Genomic DNA, 23,665 nt, shown 5'->3' with positions numbered 1-23,665 from the left:
GTGATGAACCACTTACCATATATCACGGAATAAAAGTTAAAATCCAAACTTCCACTGCACTTTTGCGTCGCAATGTTTTTAAACTGTGAAACCTCCCCTAATCACTCAGTTACTTGGCTCATGTGATAAGCATACCACTTACTAATTAATCTTTTTAAAGAAGCCGCTGCTGGAACAGCTGTAAGCATTCCTATAAGACCACCTACATTTCCACCTACAAGAATTGCAACCATGGTAAATACTGGATGAAGCCCAACACTATCTCCTACTATTTTAGGTGCTAATAAATTATTGTCTACTTGTTGAACTACAAGCATTCCAATAATTGCCCATAATGCTGTAATAGGTTCTCCACTTAATAATGCCATAATAACTGCTAAAATAGTTCCAACAACAGGTCCAATATATGGTATCATATTACAAATACCTGCAATAATTCCTATCATTAATGCATAGTCTATTTTAATAAAATATAATACTATAGCTGATAAAACGCCTACAATGCAAGCCTCTAATAGCTGTCCTCTTATATATCTATAAAATGTATCATCTATAATATTTAGTATCTCTTTTAATTTATTTCCAACTTTACTTTTTCCAAATATAAGATTGAAAATCTTATTCCATAAATTCATAAAGTACTCAAAATCCTGTATTAGATATATACTCAAAACTATGGCTATAAAAAATGAAGCTATGTTTCCACCTATAGACACAAGAGAATTTGTTATTGAGCCTACACTTGCAGAAAAATATGTCTGTATGGAACTTACTATTTCAGCAATTTTATCATTTAAATTCCCTGGTATTGATATATTTAAACTTGCTAGTTTTTCACTTATAGAATTAACAGACAATGTAGAATTCTTTAAATAATCAGTGAGAAACATTCCCATATTGGATATAGTCACATTGCTAGAAACTTTTCCTCCAACCATAATATATATTCCACTAATAACAGCTACAAAAATTCCTGTTACTAGCGCATATATTACTAAAATTCCAGTTGCTCTTCTACTAGATATTTTTTTAAATATTTTTTTCTTTGTTAAGAAATCCTCAATGCTTTTTACACCTGGTTTTAATAAGTACACAATTATTAATGCAATAAAAAGTGGTTTTAAAACCCCAATAATTTTATTTAATGTATTATTGAGTAAGGATACTATACCTCCTACATTATTAAAAAGCATTATAACCGCGTAAACAAAAAGCACTGTTGCTGCAGCATATACACAATATTGTAATAATTTTTTATCTATTTTCATCTTCGCCTCTCTACATTTAATCAAATTATTTTTATAATAACTAATCTACAATAATAATAAACTTATAATCAATTATTAAATTTTAGATCTTGAATTGGGAAATTTGTTCTTTTAATTTTTCAGAACTATTCTTTGACTTCTTTGTCAACTTAAAAATATCATTGGATTTTAATGTTATATCCATTACTTTTTGTGCAATATAAGTAGTTGAATTAACTCCTTCATCTGATAATTTTGACATTGCATCAATAGATTTTAATACATCTTTTATTCTAATCAATAATTCCTCTGAAGTAATATTAAAATTTTTAATAAGCTTATCCACAAATTTTGCATCTTCACTATACTTGTCCGCAACATCAAGCAACATTTTATAATCATTTTGCACATCATTAGATACAAAATCAAGTAACTTATTTGAACTGTTTGAAAGCTCATTAACTGATGATGTAACTTTTTCTGTAACACTTTGTATCTGCATAACTGTATTCTTTGACTGTTCTGCAAGCTTCCTAATTTCATCAGCTACTATTGAAAACCCTCTTCCCGCCTCTCCTGCACTAGCAGCTTCTATAGCTGCATTTAATGCAAGCATATTGGTTTGAGAAGTTATTTGTATTATAGATTCAGATAAAACATTTATTTGTTCTACAACTTTTGAATTATCAATAGCTTTTTCAAGTTCTTTTTTTGTTTTGAAAAAAATATCTGAAGCCTTTTTCTGTGCATCATTTACAGTTTCTTTTGTATAAACAGCTCTTTTACTAATTGCCAAAACTTCATTTACAGCATTTTGAGAATTCTTTGCTATAGACTCTATTGATCCTTCAATCTCTTGTGCAGTAGTATTCATTTCTTGTGATGATGCTGACGTTTGATCCATGCCTGCATATAACTCCTCTGCATCTTCTGACACATCTTCTATATTGGAATTCAATCCATGAACCTTTATGGAAACATCATCAACTACACTTTTAATATTTTCTGATTCCTGCATTACGTTTTCTATCATTTTCTTGAAAGTTGCTACAGTGTTATTTAAATGCTGTGCAATTTCCTTAGTTTCATCATCTGAATTTATATAGCATTAATCTTATAATACACAATAGATAAAATTGCTGCAGCTAAGAATAGTAACATTAAGGTAATAATGGAAATTATCTTTCCTTTAAACTTAAATTTTATTATTCTGTTCACAACCATGTCCCTCCATTTACTATTTTACATACTAGGCGCGAGTTCATATTGTGTATATTCGTCATAAACATATAAAATCCTTCGAAAATTTTCTAAAACTTGCAATTAGTTTAAAATATTGCAGCGTTTACTCCAACATTTTTTAATTATACTAACTATAATTAATCAAGAGCCATTTTTTAATCATTTAATTTATTGATAGTATTGACATAAATGTTAAGAAATATTTAATTAACATACTTTAACTCTATTGACGACATTAGTATATTGTAGTAACATGAACTTGTAAATACAAAATAGAATAATAGGAATCCCAGGGGGGCTGGTGTTACCAGCTGAGAGTAAAAATATTAATTTTTAGACCCTATAACCTGATCTGGATAATACCAGCGTAGGAAGAGGCTTTATATACTTAATTATTACAGGTACAAACCTCTTGCTGGTTTGTACCTTTTTACTTTTGAGCAATAACTTTTATTGCATCTGAAATATAAACTCAATGACGAGGAGGATTTAAAATGAATTTTTCAGATACCCTATATGAAAGCGTTAAAGACATTTGGAACTCTTATTATGTACATCCATTTGTTAGAGGCATAGGTGAAGGAACCTTAGATAAAGATAAATTTAAATTTTACATGATACAGGATTATATTTATTTATTAGATTATGCTAAAATTTACGCTCTAGGTGTAGTTAAAGCTGAAACAGAAGAAGTAATGCAAGGTTTTTCTAATATGGTAAACGATATATTAAATGGCGAAATGAATATTCACCGTTCTTACATGAAAAGACTTGAGATTAACTCTGAAGAAATAAAAAACACTACAGCCTCACTTGCCAATGTTTCATACACCAATTATATGCTTGCTGTTTCTCAAAAAGGTACTTTAGGAGATGTTGCTGTTTCATTATTGTCATGTATGTGGAGTTATTTAGAAATCGGTAGAAATTTAAGTAAAATTCCTGGAGCTTTAGAGCATAAATTTTATGGTGAGTGGATAAAAGGTTATATTTCAAAAGAATATGAAAAAGAAACATTGTGGCTTTTAGATTTAGTAAATAATATTGCAAAACACCTATCAGAAAAAGAATTAGATAGGTTAAAGAAAATATTTATAAACTGTAGTAAATATGAACTCATGTTTTGGGACATGGCATATAACAAGGAGAGGTAATTTCTTATGTTAAAATTCAACAATGTTAACTTCAAATATGAAAATGATTCAACTCCTCTTATAGAAAACCTGAGCTTCAAAGTACATAAAGGAGATTTTATAAGTATAATAGGTCCAAGCGGATGCGGAAAAAGTACTATATTCAGGCTTATTTGTGGTTTAGAGCATGGCTACTCTGGAAACATTTTCATAAATGACAATGATATTAATAATTTAAAAGGTTATATAGGCTATATGCCTCAAAAGGATTTATTAATTCCCTGGAGAAACATTTTAGAAAATGCTTCACTTCCACTTGAAATACGTGAAAATAACCCCAAACAAGCTAAGAAGGAAGCAGAAAAATTTTTAGAAACCTTTGGTCTTGGAAGTTATAAATATAAATATCCAAAGGACTTATCAGGTGGAATGAAACAAAGAGTTTCATTTATAAGAACTTTGCTTACTGGGTCTGAAATTATGCTTTTGGATGAGCCTTTCAGTGCTTTAGATGCTATAACTAAAATATCAATGCAAGAATGGCTGCTAACTCAATGGTCTTCGTTTAAAAAAACCATATTATTTATAACTCATGATGTTGAAGAAGCTTTATTTTTATCAAGTAAAATATTAGTGGTTTCCCAAAAACCTATAACTCAGTTAAAGGAAGTAGTAGTTCCTCTAAGCTATCCAAGAGATAGGCACATGTTAAGCAGACCAGAAATATTGGGCATAAAAGAAAAACTTATAAATGAATTGAAACAGAGGGTTGAACTATGAAAAAATACACATCATCAATAATTGTAGGAATTTTATTTTTTTTAATTTGGGAAGCTATAGCACGAAAAATAGATGCAGCATATATATTGCCATCTCCAAGCAAAATTTTACAAAGAACTTGGGAACTAAGAGATCCTTTATTTACAGTACATCTTCCTGCTACACTATGGGTTACTTTTTTAGGACTTGTTATATCATTGATTTTCGGAGTATTCTTGGCCATACTCATGAGTTTAAATGAAAAAATCCAAAATGCAATATATCCTCTTGTGGTGGTAACTCAAACTGTACCAATTACAGCTTTGGCTCCTATATTTGTACTTTGGTTTGGTTACAGCATATGGAGCAAAGTATTAGCAACCATACTTATGACTTTTTTTCCTATTACAATTAATGTATATGATGGCCTTAGATCCACTAAGAGAGAAATGGAAGAATTATTAATTACTTATGGAGCTACCAAAAAAGATATATTTATTAAGTTAAAATTGCCTTCAGCATTACCCTATTTTTTTTCAGCACTAAAAATATCTGTACCACTTAGCGTAATAGGTGCTGCTATTAGTGAATGGCTTGGAGCTCAATCAGGTCTTGGATACTTTAGTAAAAGAATGATGACTCAACTAGATGGTGCAGGAGTCTTTGCACCTATAGTAATTTTATCTCTTATTGCAGTAGTATTTGTTTTTATAATAGATATTTTAGAAAATAAACTAATAAAATGGAGGAATGAAGTGTGAAAAAATTTAAGTATTTAGCTTTATTATTAGTACTAATATGTTTAATAGTTACAGGCTGCTCTGCTGGCACTCAAAGCAGTAAAAAGGATTCTGATAAGTTAGAGGATGTTGATGTAGTATTAGATTGGTATCCAAATGCAATACATAGTTTCATATATGCAGCTATAGAAAATGGATATTATAAAGAACAAGGATTAAATGTTCATATTAAATTTCCATCCAATGCAACAGATCCATTGACACTTACAGCTGCCAACAAAGCAACTATAGGAATTTATTATCAACCTGATATCATAATGTCTAGAGCTAATGAAAACATTCCTATAAAATCCCTTGGTGCCATAGTTCATACACCTTTAAATGTGGTTATTGCTTTAAAAGAAAAAAACATAAAATCTCCAAAAGATTTAGCTGGAAAAACTATTGGTTTTTCAGGCAATCCTTTAAATGTGGAATATGTTAAAACTATGATCAAAGCTGATGGAGGAGATCCAAATTCCATAAAAACCATAGATGTAGGCTTTGAGCTTCTTTCCTCTATGACAACTAAAAAAGTTGATGCTACAACTGGTGGACTTATAAATCATGAAGTCCCTGTTTTAAAACATCAAGGACATCAAATAAATTATTTTGATCCATCAAAATATGGAGTTCCTAATTATTATGAAGAAATTTTTGTAGCTAGTGACAAAACAGTAAAGGAAAAACCTGAAACCTTAAAGAAATTTATGAAAGCTTCACAAAAAGGATTCGAATTTATGAAGCAAAATCCAGACAAAGCATTAAAAATTCTAATGAATAATCAACAAAAAGAAAACTTTCCTCTTACAGAAGCAGTTGAAAAAGATAGTATGGACACACTGCTTCCAAAAATGGATTCAAAAGAAGAACCATTTTTAAGTCAAAATAAAAAAGTTTGGGAAGATCACATAGATTGGTTATATCAAAAAGGCCTTATAAAGCAGAAACCAAAGGCTGAAGATTGTTTTGTAAATATTAATGACTTAAAATAAGATTATAAAAGCTATGAATTAAGTATTCTTCCAAATCATATTCATAGCTTTTTATATTTAGATTAAATTATTCGTTTCATTAAATTATATTTATTCAAAAATTATCATTTGCGCCTACCATTCATTCAATTCACGTATATTAATATTTAATATCAATATGGATGTATACTCATAAACTTTCAAGTTTAAACGTAGTATTTTGAATTAAAATATACTTATTCTTGTATAAAAGTGAAAAATGGAAATTTTAAGAATTGACTTTTTTAGTAATATTCATTAAAATATTATTATTTTAATAAATATACAAGGATTTTTTTAATAAATTATTAAAATTTTGTATCTAAATTTAACTTTTAAATACTAAGATTCTTTTGTTTAAATTACAAATGAATATTTAGATAAGAATTATTATTAAAAATTATTTTAGAAAGGAGATATTATTGATGAAACGTGAAAGTTTACAACAGTACTTTGGTATATTACTTTTTATAATACCATTGATGGTTGGCGTCTATTTACTTGCTTCAAAATCTAGCCCTGATTATAAAAATAACCTAAAACAATTACAAAGCACTATGGCATTTAATTATGCAGATGCTGATGTAGGTATAAATTCATTTAAAACTTTAGTAGAAAACGGTAAAATACAAACTGTTTATTATAATGAAGGTGACTTCATCCTTATAGCAGAAGATAAAACCAAAAAAACCTTCACTTTTGAAAATCCTAAAAACCCTGAATTTAGACAATATCTAATGGAAAATAAAGTAAAAATTATCGAATCATCCAACTCTTACTCTAAAATATTGAGTTCTATTACTTTTGCTATAATATTACTATTTATTATTAGATTGCTTACAAACTTTTATAGCAAAAAAACTATTTCTGCTGACTTACACAGAGATTCTATAGAATTTGAAGAATCAACAGGCGTTAAAACAAGATTTAGCGATGTAGCTGGTAGTGAAGAAGCTAAAGAAAATATGCAAGATATAATTGAATTTTTAAAGAACCCTAAAAAATTCGAAGATTTTGGGGCTAAAATTCCTAGAGGTATAATTCTTTATGGTCCTCCGAGAACTGGAAAAACTCTTTTAGCAAAAGCTTTAGCAGGTGAAACAGGCTCTGAATTCATACCAACCAGCGGTTCATACTTTATAGAAAAATATGTAGGCGTAGGTGCTTCAAGAGTAAGAAAACTATTTAATAAGGCTAGGAAAAATTCTCCTGCAATAATATTTATAGATGAAATAGATGCAATTGGAGGAAAAAGAGGATCAGGCAAAGATACAAGTGAAGATGCAAAAACCTTGAATCAATTATTAGTAGAAATGGACGGATTTAATGATAAGGAAAATGTCATAGTGGTTGCAGCAACTAATAGACTTGATATGCTGGATGATGCACTGCTTCGTGCAGGAAGATTTGATAGACATGTCATGGTTGCTCTTCCAGACTTAAATGCAAGATATAAAATATTAAAAGTTCATTCAAAAAATAAACCATTATCTCCTTCTGTAGATTTATTTCAAATAGCTAAGCAGACAGTTTATATGAGTGGAGCAGATTTAGCAAACGTGATAAATGAAGCATCCATATATGCTATTAAAGAAAGCTGCAACGAAATAACTTTAAATCACATAGATAAAGCTATGAATAAAATAATAGCTGGAGATGAAAAGAAAGACAGATCTAATATATCAAATACTGAAAAAAAAATAACTGCATACCATGAAGCCGGACACGCTTTAGTAGCTAAATTATTAAATAAAGCAAGTGTGCCTAAGGTATCTATAATTCCTACTACAAAAGGAGCTGCTGGATACACTATAATAAATCCAAATGAAAAAATGTTTCAGACAAAAAAGGAAATTTTGAATAAAGTGAGTGAATTATTAGGTGGAAGAGCTTCTGAAGAAATAATATTTGGTAAAGAAAACATAACAGGTGGTGCTGCTAATGATTTGCAAAGAGCCACTAAAATGGTAGTGACCTTGATAGCCAAATATGGAATGAGTGAAAAATTGGGTCTCGTTTGTTTAGATGATAAAGAAATATCCTTAGGAAATGAACTGATATTGAGGGAAACAAAACAAATTTTAGACAAAATCTACAACTCAACTTTAAATTATATAATTGATAATAAGAATAAGCTTCAGCTAATTGCCGAAAAACTTCTAGAAAATGAATTTATAAATGAACATGATCTTGATAAACTAATAGCAAGTTAAATTCTTACTAAAATAAAAAAGGAAATGTCTACTCACATAAATATATGTATTTCAGACATCTCCTTCTTCCATTTTATAACTAAAACTTATTTAGCAATCGATCTTTTAAATTTTCTATTCCTATTCTGTCTATCATATCTCCAAATCTCTCACCTCCATTGCCATTTTCAGCATAATAATCCATAACCTTTTGTGTTACTTCTTCTATTTCATCTAATGAAAATACAGCTTGAAGCTTGTCTCCAATTTTATATTTTCTACCAAACTTACCACCTAAAAATACTGCTACTCCTTCTTTTTTAGTTTCCATAGCATCAAAATGACAAGCACTGATACATTTACCACAGCCTAAGCATTTTTCTTCATTAAATTTTGTTTTACCGTCTACTTTATCTAAGGCACCAGCTTTACATACCTTTACACAGGCTCCACAAGCTTTACATTTACTCTCTTCAAATTTAGGGAGTCTTTGTCCCATAAATCCAAGGTCATTTAATTGTGTTTTAGCACAATTATTTGGACATCCTACTATACCTATTTTAAATTTAGCTGGTAAATCATGTGCAAAATATTTTTTATGTAATTCAGCACACAATTTTTGTGTGTCTATTAATCCATGAGTACATACCGTACCCTTACATGAAACAATAGGTCTCACTTTTTTTCCAGTTCCACCAGCTTTTAAATTAAATGCTTTTAAATCCTCTTTTACGCCCTCTATATTTTCTTCCTTTATCCAAGGAATTTCAATTCCTAATCGAGTGGTAAAGCTTATATATCCTCTTCCATATATATTGGCAATACTTAAAACTTTGTTCATTTCATCTGATGACATAATTCCTGATACAGCTATAATCCTTAATGTAAAATATCCAGTATCTCTTTGATTAATAAATCCTTCAAGCTTTAACTGTGCTAATTGTTCCTTATTCATATTTAATTCCTCCATTACAGATCATTATAAATAAAATTATAACAGTTTATTACAAAAATTAAAATACACACTATATGTATCCAATTTAAAATCCTTATTTTTATAAAAATAAAATATTTGTAAATTAAAATTCAGGTGAAATTTAAAAATTCACCTGAAAAATTATTAGTGAAAATTGAGGAATTAGACTTCAATATTTCTAAATAAATTTACACCCTTAGTTACAATAATTTTATATAAAATGAAGTCTATAATTAAAAATAACAAAATTACACCTATACTCATTGCAAATTTATCAAAATTAAGTTTTATAACAGAAATTGCCACAAGCACACTTACACCAATTCCAATCATAATAGCTATAAATCCATTAAAATTTTGTTTTACAGCCTTTACTTCATTATCCCAATTTAATTTTGGAAAAGCAACATCAATCATTATTCCAAGCATAGCTGAAAATAAAATTCCAGGTAATGATGATACAAAAACTATAAGAATTAAATACAATGGTAATTTCATTAAAAATAATGCCATTAATAACATGGATAATATACCTACTGTCCCCATAATTGCTCCTGACAAAACTTTAGCTATTAATTGAGCATCATATCCTATAGCAATGTATTTACTTACAAATAAGTTGCCTCCTTCTCTAGATATAGCTGTAGAAGTTATAAGGTTACTTGAAGTTATAAATATGCCTGCTGCCAATGATATTATAATAATTATCCCAATCCACTTTGTATCATTGATTACAAACATAACCCCTTTAAATTTTTTAAAAACTTCTGGTTCAGTAAAAAATGGTATTAACAAAAATACTGGCCATAAAAAATTCATAATAATACAATTCATAAAATATACAGGTGTTCTAAACAGTATTTTTAGCTCCTTAATCACTAATGATTTAATGGGAGAACTTTTTCGTGATACTTTTTGCAAATCATTGTAATTTAATTTTTTTCTTCCTGAAGGTGCTTCTGAAATTCCTATTACGCCTTTAAAGTATAGATTTTCTCCTAATATTAAAAATATGGATAAAACACATAGAGTTACTATTAAAAATAATATTATATTTTTTAAACCTATCAAAGTTCCACTAAACACCATAGCTTTAACAGCTTCAGAAACTCCTGGAAATATCTTGCTTGAAATACCAACTAGGGAGTTATTTCCTTGGCTTAATATATTCAATATTTGCTGCTGATTCATTCCTAAATTTGCTAACTTTTGCATCTTTATATTAAAAGCTATAGCCAAAAACATGGCTAAGATTCCACCTATAATTTTTAACAAATCTTTGTGATTTCCCATATTAGTAAATCTCATAATCAATATATTCAAAATACTGGCTATACTTAATGGTATTATAGGTATAGTTAAAAAGAGTATTATAGAATATACATAGTATATAACTCCCATATGCCCCTTTAAGCCATATATTATAAACAAAGGTAATAATATTGCTGCTTCAGTAAGATACTCATATAGTAACGTTATAGTGAATTTTGAAGCTATTATATGCCATGGCTTTAATGGCAGTGGCAATAAATTTTCTATATCCTTAGAAAAATACATAACATTTAAAGAATAAAATATTCCAAAAAAGAATATAAAAATAAAAGTAAAATTTATACCTACAGTAAAAATTAATCCTTCTTGATTTATTTTATAAAGCATATCGTAAGCACTTTCAATAAAATAAATAAATGCTATTATAGTTGGTATACAAGCTGCTATTATGGCAACTGCTATTATTGTAGCTTTTATTTTTTTCTTCTTATCTCCATTTGATAAGCCATATCCATTTTTCAAGAGAGCCTTTGTTAAAATTATATATTTACTCATTTTGTGTCATCTCCAAAAATATATTTTCCAAGGATTCATTTTCCTTAAATCCTTCCTTAAGCTCTTTAAATGTGCCACTAAACATGATTTTACCTTTATTTATAATAGCAAACCTATCACATATTTTTTCAGCTACTTCTAATACATGAGTTGAAAAAAATACTGTATTACCTTTATCCGCATGCTCTCTCATCATTTCTTTTAAGGTAAAGGATGACTTTGGATCAAGACCTGTCATAGGCTCATCTAATATCCATACAGAAGGATCATGAATTAAAGCTCCTATTATAACTATTTTTTGTCTCATACCATGAGAATAGCTCTGTATCTGATCGTTTAGTGCTTTATCTATTTCGAATCTTTCAGATAAACTTTTTATTCTATTTATTCTTTCCTTGCTATCTACTTCATAAATATCAGCCATAAAATTTAAATATTCTATACCTTTAAGCCTTAAAAATATGTCTGGATTATCTGGGACAAATCCAAACTGTTTTTTAGCTTCTATAGAATTCTCTTTTATATTTATATTATTTATAAATATATTTCCACTGTTAGAATTAATAATACCTGTGATCATCTTTATAGTAGTAGTCTTACCTGCCCCATTAGGACCTAGAAACCCAAATATTTGCCCATCAGGTATAGTTAAATTTAAATTATCTACTGCTTTTATATTTCCGTTATAACTTTTATTTAAATACTTTAATTCTATCATTTATTTTTCCTCCAAAATAATTAAATTATAATTGTTATATATAATATATAACAATTATAACTGTAATGCAATAACCTTTATATAATATTTTGAAATACATATTAATTTTTCGGCTTAAATATTCTATTTATTTAATTTCAATATTCCTTTCAATATGCTTTTTTATACAAAAATATAAAAGTCCTCTAGAATAGGTTTTTATAAGTCACCTATTCTAGAGGATCATTTTATAACACTTTAATCCTATGTTTTTTAATTAGTTAGCAACTATTTTTTAACAATCCCTATTCATTAGTCCATATCCTTTAATACCATAAGTATTGCTAATTTAGCCATATTGAAAATAGAATTTCTTTCTTCACTAATTACTATTTTTTCATTTATACAGCTTCCATCTTCACTTATTGTGAAAAGTGAAGCCAAATTTTTCTTTAAGGAGCACTCTATAAGATTATTTAACATTTCCTTAGCGCTTTCTCTTTTATTCAATAAATCATATAGATACTCTAAAGCCTTTTCAGCTTTATGAGCATTTTTTTCCTTTAGAATTCCACTTTGTATAGCTTGCTCTAAAGCTAAAATTATCATCTTGCCAATTTGATCTTCAAGTTTAAAATCTTCACTTACACACTTATTACATATAAATTCTACAGATTTATTTAATTGATTGAAATATATATCTATATCTTCATCACCTAAAATAAATGCCATCAATACCATGGCAGTAGTCTCTACCTTATCCTCTGTGCTACTATCCTCATAATCAACAAAAGCTCCTTCTGCAAATTGATTTTTAGCAATTATTCTTAAAAGCTTCTTTCTAGGATATTTACTATTTAAATATAAATTATCACCTTTTAATTTTTGAATTTTTTCTTCAACTATTGTTCCCTCATATGTTTTATACAAGAATCCTGACTTATCTTCCACATCAAAGTTTTCCTCTTCAAATTCATCTGATAGAGTTATTTCCTTAACGCTAATTGGAATTATATTCTTAAGTTCTATACCAAGTACTGGTTCTTCTCTAAGTTCCATGAAAATGAATGTAGTTTCATGACTTATTAATCCATTCTTTTTAGATAGTTCCATTACTTTTTGCCTCATAGACTCTTTTATTTCTCCACGCTGTGACTTCATATTCATCTCAATGGATTTTATTCTCTTTCTTGCCCATATTTTTTTTAGTAAATTAGCATTATCCTCTGTATTAAAATTATCTAAATTTATTTTCTTTATATAATCCTCATTACCAACTTTTCCACTTACAACTATTTCATCACTTACTTCACCTATTACATAAGCAAAAATAGAAAAAGCTTCTCTATCATACATATAATCTATAGTTCTTGGGTAAGTTGATTGAACCTTCATATTTCCCCAATCTATTTGTATATCATCTACTTCTGGGTTTTGAATTCTTTTAAATTGTCTTAATACTACATTTTCTATTCTCTGACCTTTATTTATAAATTCAGCTTTTCCAAAGCTCTCATGAGCTAATTTATTTAGGAAATAATTATTGGTTTCTGAATCAAAACCAAAAGTAAATATTCTATTGTCTCCTAAGTTTTCCCTTACATAATCTAGTATTTCATCTTCTTCTTCAACTTCATCATCAGTAAAAATCAATATAGTATTATGACCACCTTCATTTTCAAGACTATATTTTATGGCTCCAAATATATCTGCATCATCCTCTGTAGTCAAATTTTCTATCCACTGAGATGCCTTTTTTAAAGTTTCAGAATTAAATTCAGCCATTCCTTCATTCCAAAAATACTTTAAGGTTTCTCCCATTGCAATAATGTCAAAGGTATCACCTTCTTCAAGATTTCTTATACACATCTGAAGTGCATTTTTAGCCTGTTCTAACTTATCACCTTTCATAGTATCTGAAATATCTATAAGGAAAACGTAACTTTCCTTATCCTCCATTTCATAATCATCTAGCTTAGGAATCATTCTCAGATATACTACTCTTCTATCCTCTCCATTTTCTTTGTATTCATAAATCATACCATCAGCTTCTAAAGGATCTTTTTCTTTCATAACAAGTATAAAATCTTTATCCATAGCTTCATAACCATCTTGCAAATTAATTTTAGCTATAGTATCTCCTTCTCTTTCCACTTTTAACCTATGATAAGGAGATTCAAAATCTAACTTACATAAAGACTCTACTATAATGTTAGTTTTAAATTGTAATTCATTATCTTCTGATTTTTTATTTACGATTTTATTTACTAAAGTGTTCTTTAAATTATTAAGCTTTGAATTTTCATCCATTTTTGTTGGCTCATATATTGCTGGAATTGTAAGCTTGAACTTCTTATCTTTATATTGAAGCTGATCTATATATGATAATTTTATTTTAACTGTTTCACCACTTATAATTTTTCCAACAGCTATTTTAAAAATATGTGGCTTCAATTCTTCCAAAAATACAGTGTTATCCCCTCTATTTTTAGCATTTTCATAAATTTTAATTGCCTTTTCTTTTTCTTCTACTATAGTTTTTAAAGTTTTTCCTCCTACCTCTGCTTCAAATCCTGATATTACAGCAGTCTTGGGTATTGGAAAAACATACACACCCTCTATATCACCTTTACTTTTATTTTCATATACCTGGTTTATGGATATTTCAGCATATTCTCCACAAATGTTACCATTTATGTTAACTTTCTTTAATATCAACTCTTCACAATTTCCTTTAATCTCTTTCATACTATACCCCATGGACAGCCCTCCCTTATATATAATTTTTGCATTTTAATCCATAGATATATATATATATTTTATTCCATAAAAAAAAATAATATCCTTCATAAAATTCTATTTTTAAATAATATTTTTTAGTATTGTTGAAAAAAAAGTTTTTTGATAATATACTAAATAGTGTTATGAAAATAGCTAGAAAGGATATGTGAATTAAATGAACTTAATATCTTTAGAAAATATATGCAAAAGTTATGGTGAAAAAATAATTCTAAATAATATATCTTTAGGCATAAATGATGGAGAAAAAATAGGTGTTATAGGTATAAATGGTACAGGTAAATCAACATTATTAAAAATTGCTGCTGGAATAGAACATTACGATAGTGGAAACATAATAACCTCAAACAACTTAACAGTAAATTATCTTTCTCAAAACACATACTTTGATGAAAATTCCACAGTACTGGAACAAGTATTTAGAGGGAACTCTCCAGTAATGAAGGTTCTAAGAGAATATGAAAATACTCTTAGAGCTTTAGAAAAAAATTCTAATAACGAACGTATACAAAAAAAACTTTTGGATTTAACTGCTAAAATGGATAGTTTAAATGCATGGCAAATGGAAAGTGATGCTAAAGCTATACTTACTAAACTTAACATTTTTGATTTTGACGCAAAAGTAGCAACCCTTTCTGGAGGTCAAAAAAAGAGAATAGCTTTAGCTGGAACTCTTATAACACCTTCAAATTTATTAATTCTAGATGAACCTACCAATCATATTGATAATGATACTGTAGCTTGGCTTGAAAATTACTTAAACAATAGAAAAGGTTCTCTACTTATGATTACTCATGATAGATACTTTTTAGATAGAGTTACTAATAGGATTTTAGAATTAAGTAATGGAAATCTCTATAGCTACGTTGGAAATTACAGTATTTTCTTAGAAAAAAAATTTGAAAGAGAAGAACTAAACAAGGCTTTAGAGGATAAACGCAAGAACCTTTTTCGTAGAGAATTAGCTTGGATAAAAAGGGGTGCAAAGGCCAGAAGTACCAAGCAAAAAGCAAGAATTCAAAGATTTGAAGAAATTAAAAATACCGAATTTGAGAAAACCAGTGATAAGGTACAAATATCATCTGCAAGTACTAGGCTGGGTAAAAAAGTCATAGAACTGGAAAATATAAATAAATCCTTTGAAAATAGAAAGCTAATAGATAACTTTAGCTATATATTTTCCAATAATGACAGAGTAGGTATAATCGGACCAAACGGTATTGGTAAGTCTACATTTTTGAATATGTGTGCAGGTATAATCAAACCTGATTCTGGAGAAGTTCACATTGGTGAAACAGTGAAGATAGGATACTTTTCTCAAGAAAATAATGAAATGAATGAGAGCTTGAGAGTTATAGAATATATAAAAGAAGTTGGAGAGTTTTTAAAAGCATCAGATGGTGAAACTTTAAGTGCGTCTACTATGCTTGAAAGATTTTTATTTACTCCAGAAATGCAGTGGACACCTATTTCAAAACTTTCTGGTGGTGAAAAAAGAAGACTTCAGCTGCTTAGAGTACTTATGAGTGCCCCTAATGTATTGATGCTGGATGAACCTACTAATGATTTAGATATAGAAACGCTTACTGTTTTAGAAGATTATTTGGAAGACTTTTTAGGAGCAGTTATAACTGTATCTCATGATAGATACTTTTTAGATAAGGCTTTTAAAAAACTTCTAATTTTCAAAGGCAATTCTTCCATAGATTATTATACTGGAAATTATACTGAATACATGGATAAATGTGAAATTGAAAAACAGGAACAAGAAATAAAAGAACCAAGTAAAAAAGATATTAAAGCAAACTACAAAGAAAATAAAAATAAAGCTTTAAAATTTTCCTATAAAGAGCAGAAAGAATTTGATGAAATAGATGATGTTATTGAAGATGTAGAAAATAAAATACAAGTTGTAGATTCAAAGATAAACTCTACTGGCAGCGATTATGAACTTCTTCAAAAGCTTTTGGAAGAAAAGAAAGAATTACAAGAAAAACTTGATTATCTATTTGATAGATGGACTTACTTAAATGAATTAGCCGAAAAAATAAAAAGTGCTAAATGTCAGGATTAATCTCCCTGACATTTAACACTTTTTTATTATTCCACTTCTTGAATACTTATTTGCCTTATATGTTTAGTATGACTCCATTCCTTCTTATCCTTATTCAAAATTCCTTGAATAGTTATAGGAATCCAAGTTAAAGTATATATACTAAATAACATATACCATATAAATATCTTTAATGAATATCTTCTATCAATCATTCCTATAATGATAACAAATATCATTATATAAATAATGGTAATTAGAACTGTGTACTCAATGGACGGAATTATGTAACCCTTGTTTACATTTTCAATAGCTAAATGGTGTGTTATTAAAAATTCCTTATATTTACCGTCATCTCTTAAATACCTAAAAATCTCTGAAAATACTACTGCATTTAAAGAATATAAAGCAAATACTCCAAACATTTTTTTAGATAACTTTGTTTCCAATAACATGACTATTGGTGTAAATAAGAATTGGCCTATACTAAATATCATCCAAGCATATTGACTATAACTACTTTGACTACTATAAAAAATGTCTCTAAAAATCCCATCCAATGTTATTACATCTATACCACTAAAACCTTTGATTAAACTTATTAAAGCAGAAGCTGCCATAAACAATGTAAAGTATGGCTGCATAGTATATAAAGCACAATCTAAAGTAATAAAACTTCTTTCTTTTACAGCTTTTTTCATAAGTCTAACAAAAAACCTTGAAAATACATCAGCAAATCCTTGCATCCATCTTTTTCTCTGATTCCAGGATTGTTTTAACGTTAAAGGCTTTTCATCATAAACTATAGCATTATGAGCCCAGCCAACTTTATGTCCATTAAGTACTAATTTACAAGTAAACTCTAAATCTTCTGTAAGACAAGTAGAGCCCCATCCTAATTTTTTAAGCGTTTCTGTATCCATGCAAAATCCAGTTCCACCTATCTGACTTGACAATCCTAAATTTGACCTTCCTAATTGAAATAACCTATTAGCTGTCCAAAATGATATGGAATAAGATTGTGTTATCCAAGAATCATCAGGATTTTTACTATCTATATAACCTTGTACTACCTTATAGCCATTAAGCAATTTATAGTTCATTTCATTTAGAAAATTCTTTGAAACTAAATTATCTGCATCAAAAATAGCTATAGCATCATATTTAGTATCCATTTTAAATACTCTAGCAAACATCCATTCTAATGCATATCCTTTTCCCCTTTTATCTGAAACATTTCTCTCATATACATTACCACTATGTTTTCTAGCTATTTCTGCTGTTTTATCAGTACAATTATCTGCAATTACAAAAATATCATATAAATCTTTAGGGTAATCTAATTCTTTTAAACTATCTACTATTTTTCCAATTACCATTTCTTCATTATGTGCTGCTACTAGCAAAGCAAATTTTTTTTCTGGTTTACAATTTTCTGCTTCTTTATCCTCTTTTTTATAAAAGCCAAATAATGAGATGATTAAATAGTACATTGTTAGTATAATTACTGATACTTGAAAAACATTTATGCCACAAATAACAAAATTATAAACGAATTCTCCCATCATAGAAATAAATTCTTTCATTATAAAAATCCTTCCTTTTTATATTATCCTTTAGTTATGTCCAAGTATAAAATACCGTATACTATAATACCACAAATTTCTCACCGCAGTGTTTATTTCAGAATTTTCTGATTGTTAACTTTCTATTACCTTGGTCATAATTTTTACAAATAGTTGCTTATTTGTCTATTTGCAAAAACTATAATGTGTATCATTTAGTTATGTTATAATTTATTTAAAATCATACTATTATTATTGTATTATTTTATACCTAAATATACAATTATTTATTTTTTGAAAGGTGGTAATTATACAAATGGCTAATACAATTGATTGTAAAGGATTAAAATGCCCTCAACCTGTTATTAATACAAAAAAGTTTTTTGATTCTATAAATGAAGGACAAGCTACTGTTATAGTAGATAATGATGTTTCAAAGAATAATGTTTCAAAATTTGCTGAGAGCAATGGTTTTAAATATAAAGTTGAAGAAAAAGAGGGTCTTTATTATATAGATATCACTAAAGATTCTTGTAGCTGTAAGCCTATGAACTTTAATGACAAAAACCTTGTTATAGTAGTTTCTTCTGATAAACTTGGTGTTGGTGATGACAAACTAGGTACAGCTTTAATGAAAAGTTATTTCTATGCTTTAAGTGAAAGTGATAAACTTCCTTCTGACATACTATTCTTAAATAGTGGTGTTAAGCTTACTACTGAAGGTTCTGACTGTATCGAAAGCATTAAAGCACTTAAAGAAAAAGGGGTAAATATATTCAACTGTGGAACTTGCCTTGATTTTTATGGATTGAAGGAAAAATTGCTTGTAGGTGAAATCACAAATATGTACACTATAGTTGAAAAAATGAATTCTGCTGATAATACTATTAAATTATAATATAAGTTACTATTTTCAATGGTAAATACTATTCAGCATAATTTTTTAAATATTAAATTGTCCTATTAAAAATAAATAATATTGTGTTAATTTTAAATTTATAAAGCAACATAATTTCATGTGAATTTCTTAGTGGCACAATCCCATAAAAACTTATTTTTATAAAAAGCCTAATACCTAAAATTAAAAAATTCCATAATTTTATGAGAGTGACCAAAATTATGGAATTTTCTAATTTATCCCATCCTCACTAAACCTTGAAAAAATATTAAAGTTTTTGTCTTTATTAAAAATCCTTTTTGCATTTTTTTAAATACTAGATTTTAGATTCTTTAATTTAGCTAATATGCTGTAATATTCTTGATCTAATATGGATATATTATCCTGCTTTGATGGCATAGATAGTCTTCCTATAACTTCTGAAAGCTTATTTTGCAATACCAAAATTTCTTTTTCAATTTCCTTTTTGTTATCATTCAATTTAGTATTTCTTTGAGCCATATATTTTTCATAATTTCCATTAAAGCTCTTTATTTTAGAATTTTCTATGGTAATTATATTATCTGCAACTGAGTTTATAAATCTTCTATCATGAGAAACAAATAATAACGTTCTACTGTATTCTTTAAGCACTTTCTCTACAACTTCAAGAGAGTTTATATCCATGTAATTAGTAGGTTCATCTAATATAAGCAAATTTATATCTTGTACTAATATTTTCGCAAAAGATACCTTAACCCGTTCTCCACCACTTAGTACACTTACTTTCTTATATATGTCCTCTCCCTTAATCAACAACCTTGCTAATAATAATCTAGCAAAAGTTTCATTATATATGCTTTTTTCCATTACATTTTCTATTATTGTTAGTTCCTCTTTTAAAATGCTCATATTCTGACTAAAGTAACCTATCTTTGCTCCTTCAGCAATTTTTATAGAATAGTTTTCATTCAGTATCATTTTAATTAAGGTACTCTTGCCACATCCATTAGGACCAATTAAAGCTGTCTTTGATTCGTTATATATTTTGAATTCAGCATTATTAAATATGGATTTTTCTCCAAATACTCTATTTATATTTTTGCCCTCTATAATTATTTTACCATAAAGCTTGTTTGAATCTGGTATATTTAGCTTAATATCCTGCTGCTTATTAGGCTTTTCTTTAATCTGAAGATGCTCTATTCTTTTCTTAACATTTTTTACTACTCCATCAATATTTACTTTTGACCTTTGATCTCCCATCTTATGGAGTCTAGCTTCAGAATTCCCCATACGCTTAGGCGTCTTTTTAACATTCTTTGACTTTTGTTTTGTATCTATAATTACATTCTTAAGACGATCTTTTTCCTTCACATACTCTGCATATTCAAATTCAGCTCTTTCCCTTTCTTGAGTTTTTTGCAAACCATAATCACTATAATTGCCATTATAAATTTTTATCATTCCATGCTCTATTTCCCAAACCTTGTTGCAAAGCTTATCTAAAAAGCTTCTATCATGAGATATAATAATGAGAGCACCTTTATATTCTTTAAACTTTTTTTCCATGTATTCAATGCCCTCTATGTCCATATTACTTGTAGGTTCATCTGCAAATATTAACGAACTACTAAATTCTAAACTACGGGCAAGTTTAAATCTTGTCTTCTCTCCTCCACTCATGTTTTCATTCCATATAGCTGCAACTCTAAATTTTGAGGCCATTTCATTACTAATTTTCTTACTATCTGGTTCTTCTAGCTGAGATATATAGGCACATGTTTCATACACCTTGATTAAGCCCTCATCAGGTTCAAATTTTTTAGTAAGTATATTGATTAATGTAGTCTTACCAACTCCATTTGCTCCTACAATACCTATTCTATCTCCTGAATAAATTTTTAAATTATCTATATCCAATATTAATCTATCACCAAAATATTTTTTAATATTACTTCCTTCTATTAATAACATAAAAAATCCCCTCCTTGTAAACTGGAGAGGATAGTGTCTTAACCTATATAATAATTTTAATAACTACAAATAAAGTCTTAAAAAAACAGGAAAACAAAACTAACTGCAATAAAAAAGACCATTATAGTATTTAAAATTAACTACAAATCACAGACATACAATTTGAAACTCTAATCCTATTTTTAAGATAAAATCAGTCCCTAAATTAAAAAATAATAGAATCCATTTATGTATTGTATATCTATATTTAAACAAACTATCAACAGTTACAAAAACACTATCCACTCTCAAAGTAAAATAAAATGCATAACAATAAAACCTTTACCAGCACTTTATTTTGATTTTAATTTTATCAAACAAATAAAAAGTGAATTACATCTTCATTTCTGCCAATACCTTGCCCTTTCTCAAAATTAAATTTACCTATATTCAAGATAATTATATAAATACCTTTTAATAATGTCAACTTATAAAAATTTACTATACTTAAAATATGTATATGATATTTTAAAATTTTCTATAAATTTAACAGTTCTTTTATATCACTGATTTCCAAATAGCAGTCTTCAACATTACCAAAACCATACTTAGCAAATATAAAAGGTATTCCAGCAAGTACTGTGGCTTCATAATCTCCCTGAGTATCTCCAACATATACTGCATCACTTAAATTATTTCTTTCCATAAGTATTTTAATGCTTTCACCTTTACACCTACCTGTATTTCCAAAGCATTCAAAGTCTTTTATATACTCTTGAATTCCTGCTTTTTTCATAAATAATTCTATATATCCACATTGGCAATTGCTCACAATAAACAAATTGAACTTTTCTGATAATTTTATAATAGTTTCCTTTACATTTGGAAACAGCAAATCATCTGTATTTTCCATTAAATCATTATGTTCAAATTCACAACACTTTTCTAATAATATTTTTTTATTTTCACTATCTAAATCAGGAAATAAATCTTCTGCAATTACATCCATAGTCTTTCCAAACTCTTTCTTAAGTATTGTGGAAGTCATGGCTGAGTTTATTTCTCCAACTTGTGAAATTGCTCTATTCCAAGCTTTGGCTACAATCTTCGTTGTATCCCATAGTGTACCATCAACATCAAATATTATATTATTTATCATAAAAACCTCCTTGAAATTTCTTATTTTATGAGAATATAACACTATAAATCAGTTTAATATATCCCTGAATTCCGTAGTCATCCATATTATTCTCTATATTATATCATCATTTAAAAAGAATACACTTTCCATAGGCAATAATACTGCACCAAACACAGCTGCATTTTCTCCTAGACTTGAAAACATAACATTACATTGAGTTTCATCATAAAAACTATTGTCCTTAAACACTTTTTTAATTAATTCTTCTTCTAAAAAATCTTTATATGAAAATATTTCTCCGCCTATGAGTATATTTTTAGGATCTAAAGCCAAAATTATATTTTTAATACCTTCAGCCAAAAAGTCAATATATGTATCTAATATTGATTTTATTTTAAAATCATTTTTACTCATGTTTAGAAAATCCTCTAAAGTTCCATTCATATCATCAAAAGCATTCCTATACTCACTAAGCAAGGCCTTCTTAGATGCATAAAGCTCCCAACATCCATTTTTTCCGCAATTACACTTCTTACCATCTTTTACGATAGTCATATGTCCAAATTCACCTGCCCGCTTATTAAAACCTTTATAAACATTGTTTGCTATAACTACACCTGTTCCAATACCTTCTGTAATAGATATAAATACCAATCCACTTTTTATATCATTAAAATTAATAAAGGTTTCTGCATAAGCTGAAGCATTTGCCTCATTTTCTATAAAAATAGGGAATTTAAAACAACTCTCAAATTCTTTAAAAGATATATTTTTCAACCTCAAATTAGGTACATTTTTCAAAAGCAAATTTTTTTCATCCACTGTACCAGGCAGTGAAAATCCTATTCCAAGTATCTTAGCATATGGAATATTAAATTTCTTTATAATATACTCAACATTCTCTGCCACTTTAGAAATTATATCATTAAAATCTTTTAATTTTTCTGGCATATTAAAATCCATCTCATGCATTATTTCAAAGTTTAAATTTGCCAATATAATTCTCACTTTATCCTTAGTAATGCACACACCAAAGGAATATCTACTATATGGCAAAAACTTAAGAATTGTGGGTTTTCTACCACCAGTTGACTCTGCAACACCAGCTTCTTCTAAAAATCCCTGTCCTATAAGATCCTTACTATTGCTTATAACTGTTGGAATACTTATATTAAGCTTTTGAGATATTTCCTGTTTTGTAAGTTTATTATTTCTATATATCAAATTCAGTATTTTTTTTGATTTAATATTCTTATCATTTCTTGATCTACTGATTTTAATCTCCTCATATTAGTACCACCAATCAAATTTAAAATTATTACTACAATTACTTAGTATAACATTAATGCATATATTATTTAAGAAAAATATTTAAAGCTATTCGTTTAAGTTTATCTATATTTTGTAGC

The 23,665-nt window shown here is 28.0% G+C and carries 17 protein-coding genes and 1 riboswitch; of the genes, 7 read left to right on the top strand and 10 right to left on the bottom strand.

Annotated elements, in window-relative coordinates; genetic code table 11:
• Nucleotides 1-101: 101 nt before the first annotated feature.
• Nucleotides 102-1,268, bottom strand: coding sequence for an AI-2E family transporter (locus EG57_RS0221485; protein WP_032079149.1), 1,167 nt, complete (start codon nucleotides 1,266-1,268; stop codon nucleotides 102-104).
• An 82-nt stretch (nucleotides 1,269-1,350) separates the two neighbouring features.
• Nucleotides 1,351-2,280, bottom strand: a complete 930-nt coding sequence (locus tag EG57_RS0221480; RefSeq protein ID WP_242859909.1) for a methyl-accepting chemotaxis protein — start codon at nucleotides 2,278-2,280, stop codon at nucleotides 1,351-1,353.
• A 490-nt stretch (nucleotides 2,281-2,770) separates the two neighbouring features.
• Nucleotides 2,771-2,881: riboswitch (TPP riboswitch) on the top strand.
• Nucleotides 2,882-2,983: 102 nt separating this feature from the next.
• On the opposite strand from EG57_RS0221480, the gene tenA reads away from it, so the two are divergent.
• The 5 genes from tenA to EG57_RS0221455 all read left to right on the top strand — a co-directional run bounded on the left by tenA (nucleotide 2,984) and on the right by EG57_RS0221455 (nucleotide 8,386).
• Nucleotides 2,984-3,643, top strand: coding sequence for a thiaminase II (tenA, locus tag EG57_RS0221475; RefSeq protein WP_032079148.1), 660 nt, complete (start codon nucleotides 2,984-2,986; stop codon nucleotides 3,641-3,643).
• Nucleotides 3,644-3,649: 6 nt separating this feature from the next.
• Nucleotides 3,650-4,402: an ABC transporter ATP-binding protein gene (locus EG57_RS0221470; protein ID WP_032079147.1), complete on the top strand. Its 753-nt coding sequence runs from the start codon at nucleotides 3,650-3,652 to the stop codon at nucleotides 4,400-4,402.
• On the top strand, nucleotides 4,399-5,142 hold the full coding sequence (locus tag EG57_RS0221465) for an ABC transporter permease (protein ID WP_032079146.1): 744 nt from the start codon (nucleotides 4,399-4,401) through the stop codon (nucleotides 5,140-5,142). The genes EG57_RS0221470 and EG57_RS0221465 overlap by 4 nt, the downstream gene beginning before the upstream one ends.
• Nucleotides 5,139-6,155, top strand: a complete 1,017-nt coding sequence (locus EG57_RS0221460; RefSeq protein ID WP_032079145.1) for an ABC transporter substrate-binding protein — start codon at nucleotides 5,139-5,141, stop codon at nucleotides 6,153-6,155. Before EG57_RS0221465 ends, EG57_RS0221460 begins: the two co-directional genes overlap by 4 nt.
• A gap of 443 nt (nucleotides 6,156-6,598) precedes the next feature.
• Complete coding sequence (locus EG57_RS0221455) at nucleotides 6,599-8,386, top strand: ATP-dependent metallopeptidase FtsH/Yme1/Tma family protein (RefSeq protein WP_032079144.1); 1,788 nt, start codon at nucleotides 6,599-6,601, stop codon at nucleotides 8,384-8,386.
• Between the two features lie 79 nt (nucleotides 8,387-8,465).
• On the opposite strand, the gene EG57_RS0221450 is transcribed toward EG57_RS0221455, so the two are convergent.
• From EG57_RS0221450 to EG57_RS0221435, 4 genes are all read right to left on the bottom strand, one after another.
• Nucleotides 8,466-9,320 (bottom strand): 4Fe-4S binding protein, encoded by an 855-nt coding sequence (locus EG57_RS0221450; protein WP_032079143.1) that lies wholly within the window; start codon nucleotides 9,318-9,320, stop codon nucleotides 8,466-8,468.
• Between the two features lie 183 nt (nucleotides 9,321-9,503).
• A complete protein-coding gene (locus EG57_RS0221445; protein WP_032079142.1) occupies nucleotides 9,504-11,168 on the bottom strand; it encodes a putative ABC transporter permease subunit in 1,665 nt (554 codons plus the stop codon).
• Nucleotides 11,161-11,886, bottom strand: coding sequence for an ABC transporter ATP-binding protein (locus EG57_RS0221440; RefSeq protein WP_032079141.1), 726 nt, complete (start codon nucleotides 11,884-11,886; stop codon nucleotides 11,161-11,163). The genes EG57_RS0221445 and EG57_RS0221440 overlap by 8 nt, the downstream gene beginning before the upstream one ends.
• 291 nt (nucleotides 11,887-12,177) lie before the next feature.
• The gene (locus EG57_RS0221435; RefSeq protein WP_032079140.1) at nucleotides 12,178-14,625 is read right to left on the bottom strand and encodes a VIT and vWA domain-containing protein; all 2,448 of its coding nucleotides are present in this window, start codon (nucleotides 14,623-14,625) and stop codon (nucleotides 12,178-12,180) included.
• A gap of 196 nt (nucleotides 14,626-14,821) precedes the next feature.
• On the opposite strand from EG57_RS0221435, the gene EG57_RS0221430 reads away from it, so the two are divergent.
• The gene (locus EG57_RS0221430) at nucleotides 14,822-16,738 is read left to right on the top strand and encodes an ABC-F family ATP-binding cassette domain-containing protein (RefSeq protein WP_032079139.1); all 1,917 of its coding nucleotides are present in this window, start codon (nucleotides 14,822-14,824) and stop codon (nucleotides 16,736-16,738) included.
• Nucleotides 16,739-16,764: 26 nt separating this feature from the next.
• Here EG57_RS0221430 and EG57_RS0221425 read toward each other — a convergent pair whose 3' ends face one another.
• A complete protein-coding gene (locus EG57_RS0221425; protein WP_414629357.1) occupies nucleotides 16,765-18,210 on the bottom strand; it encodes a glycosyltransferase family 2 protein in 1,446 nt (481 codons plus the stop codon).
• A gap of 388 nt (nucleotides 18,211-18,598) precedes the next feature.
• Here EG57_RS0221425 and yedF point away from each other — a divergent pair, with 388 nt between their 5' ends.
• Complete coding sequence (gene yedF / locus EG57_RS0221420; protein ID WP_032079137.1) at nucleotides 18,599-19,180, top strand: sulfurtransferase-like selenium metabolism protein YedF; 582 nt, start codon at nucleotides 18,599-18,601, stop codon at nucleotides 19,178-19,180.
• A 309-nt stretch (nucleotides 19,181-19,489) separates the two neighbouring features.
• Here the strand turns inward: yedF and abc-f are convergent, their stop codons facing one another.
• The 3 genes from abc-f to EG57_RS0221405 all read right to left on the bottom strand — a co-directional run bounded on the left by abc-f (nucleotide 19,490) and on the right by EG57_RS0221405 (nucleotide 23,480).
• Nucleotides 19,490-21,136 (bottom strand): ribosomal protection-like ABC-F family protein, encoded by a 1,647-nt coding sequence (abc-f, locus tag EG57_RS0221415; protein WP_032079136.1) that lies wholly within the window; start codon nucleotides 21,134-21,136, stop codon nucleotides 19,490-19,492.
• A gap of 517 nt (nucleotides 21,137-21,653) precedes the next feature.
• Nucleotides 21,654-22,274: an HAD family hydrolase gene (locus tag EG57_RS0221410; RefSeq protein WP_032079135.1), complete on the bottom strand. Its 621-nt coding sequence runs from the start codon at nucleotides 22,272-22,274 to the stop codon at nucleotides 21,654-21,656.
• A gap of 93 nt (nucleotides 22,275-22,367) precedes the next feature.
• Entirely contained in the window at nucleotides 22,368-23,480 is a 1,113-nt protein-coding gene (locus tag EG57_RS0221405) for an ROK family protein (RefSeq protein WP_242859908.1), read from the bottom strand.
• Between the last annotated feature and the right edge of the window lie 185 nt (nucleotides 23,481-23,665).

It is taken from the genome of Clostridium drakei, assembly GCF_000633595.2.
Taxonomy (GTDB): Bacteria; Bacillota; Clostridia; order Clostridiales; family Clostridiaceae; genus Clostridium_AM; species Clostridium_AM drakei.
The sequence above is the reverse complement of the archived record's forward strand: the minus strand, read 5'-3'. Positions and strand labels throughout refer to the sequence as shown.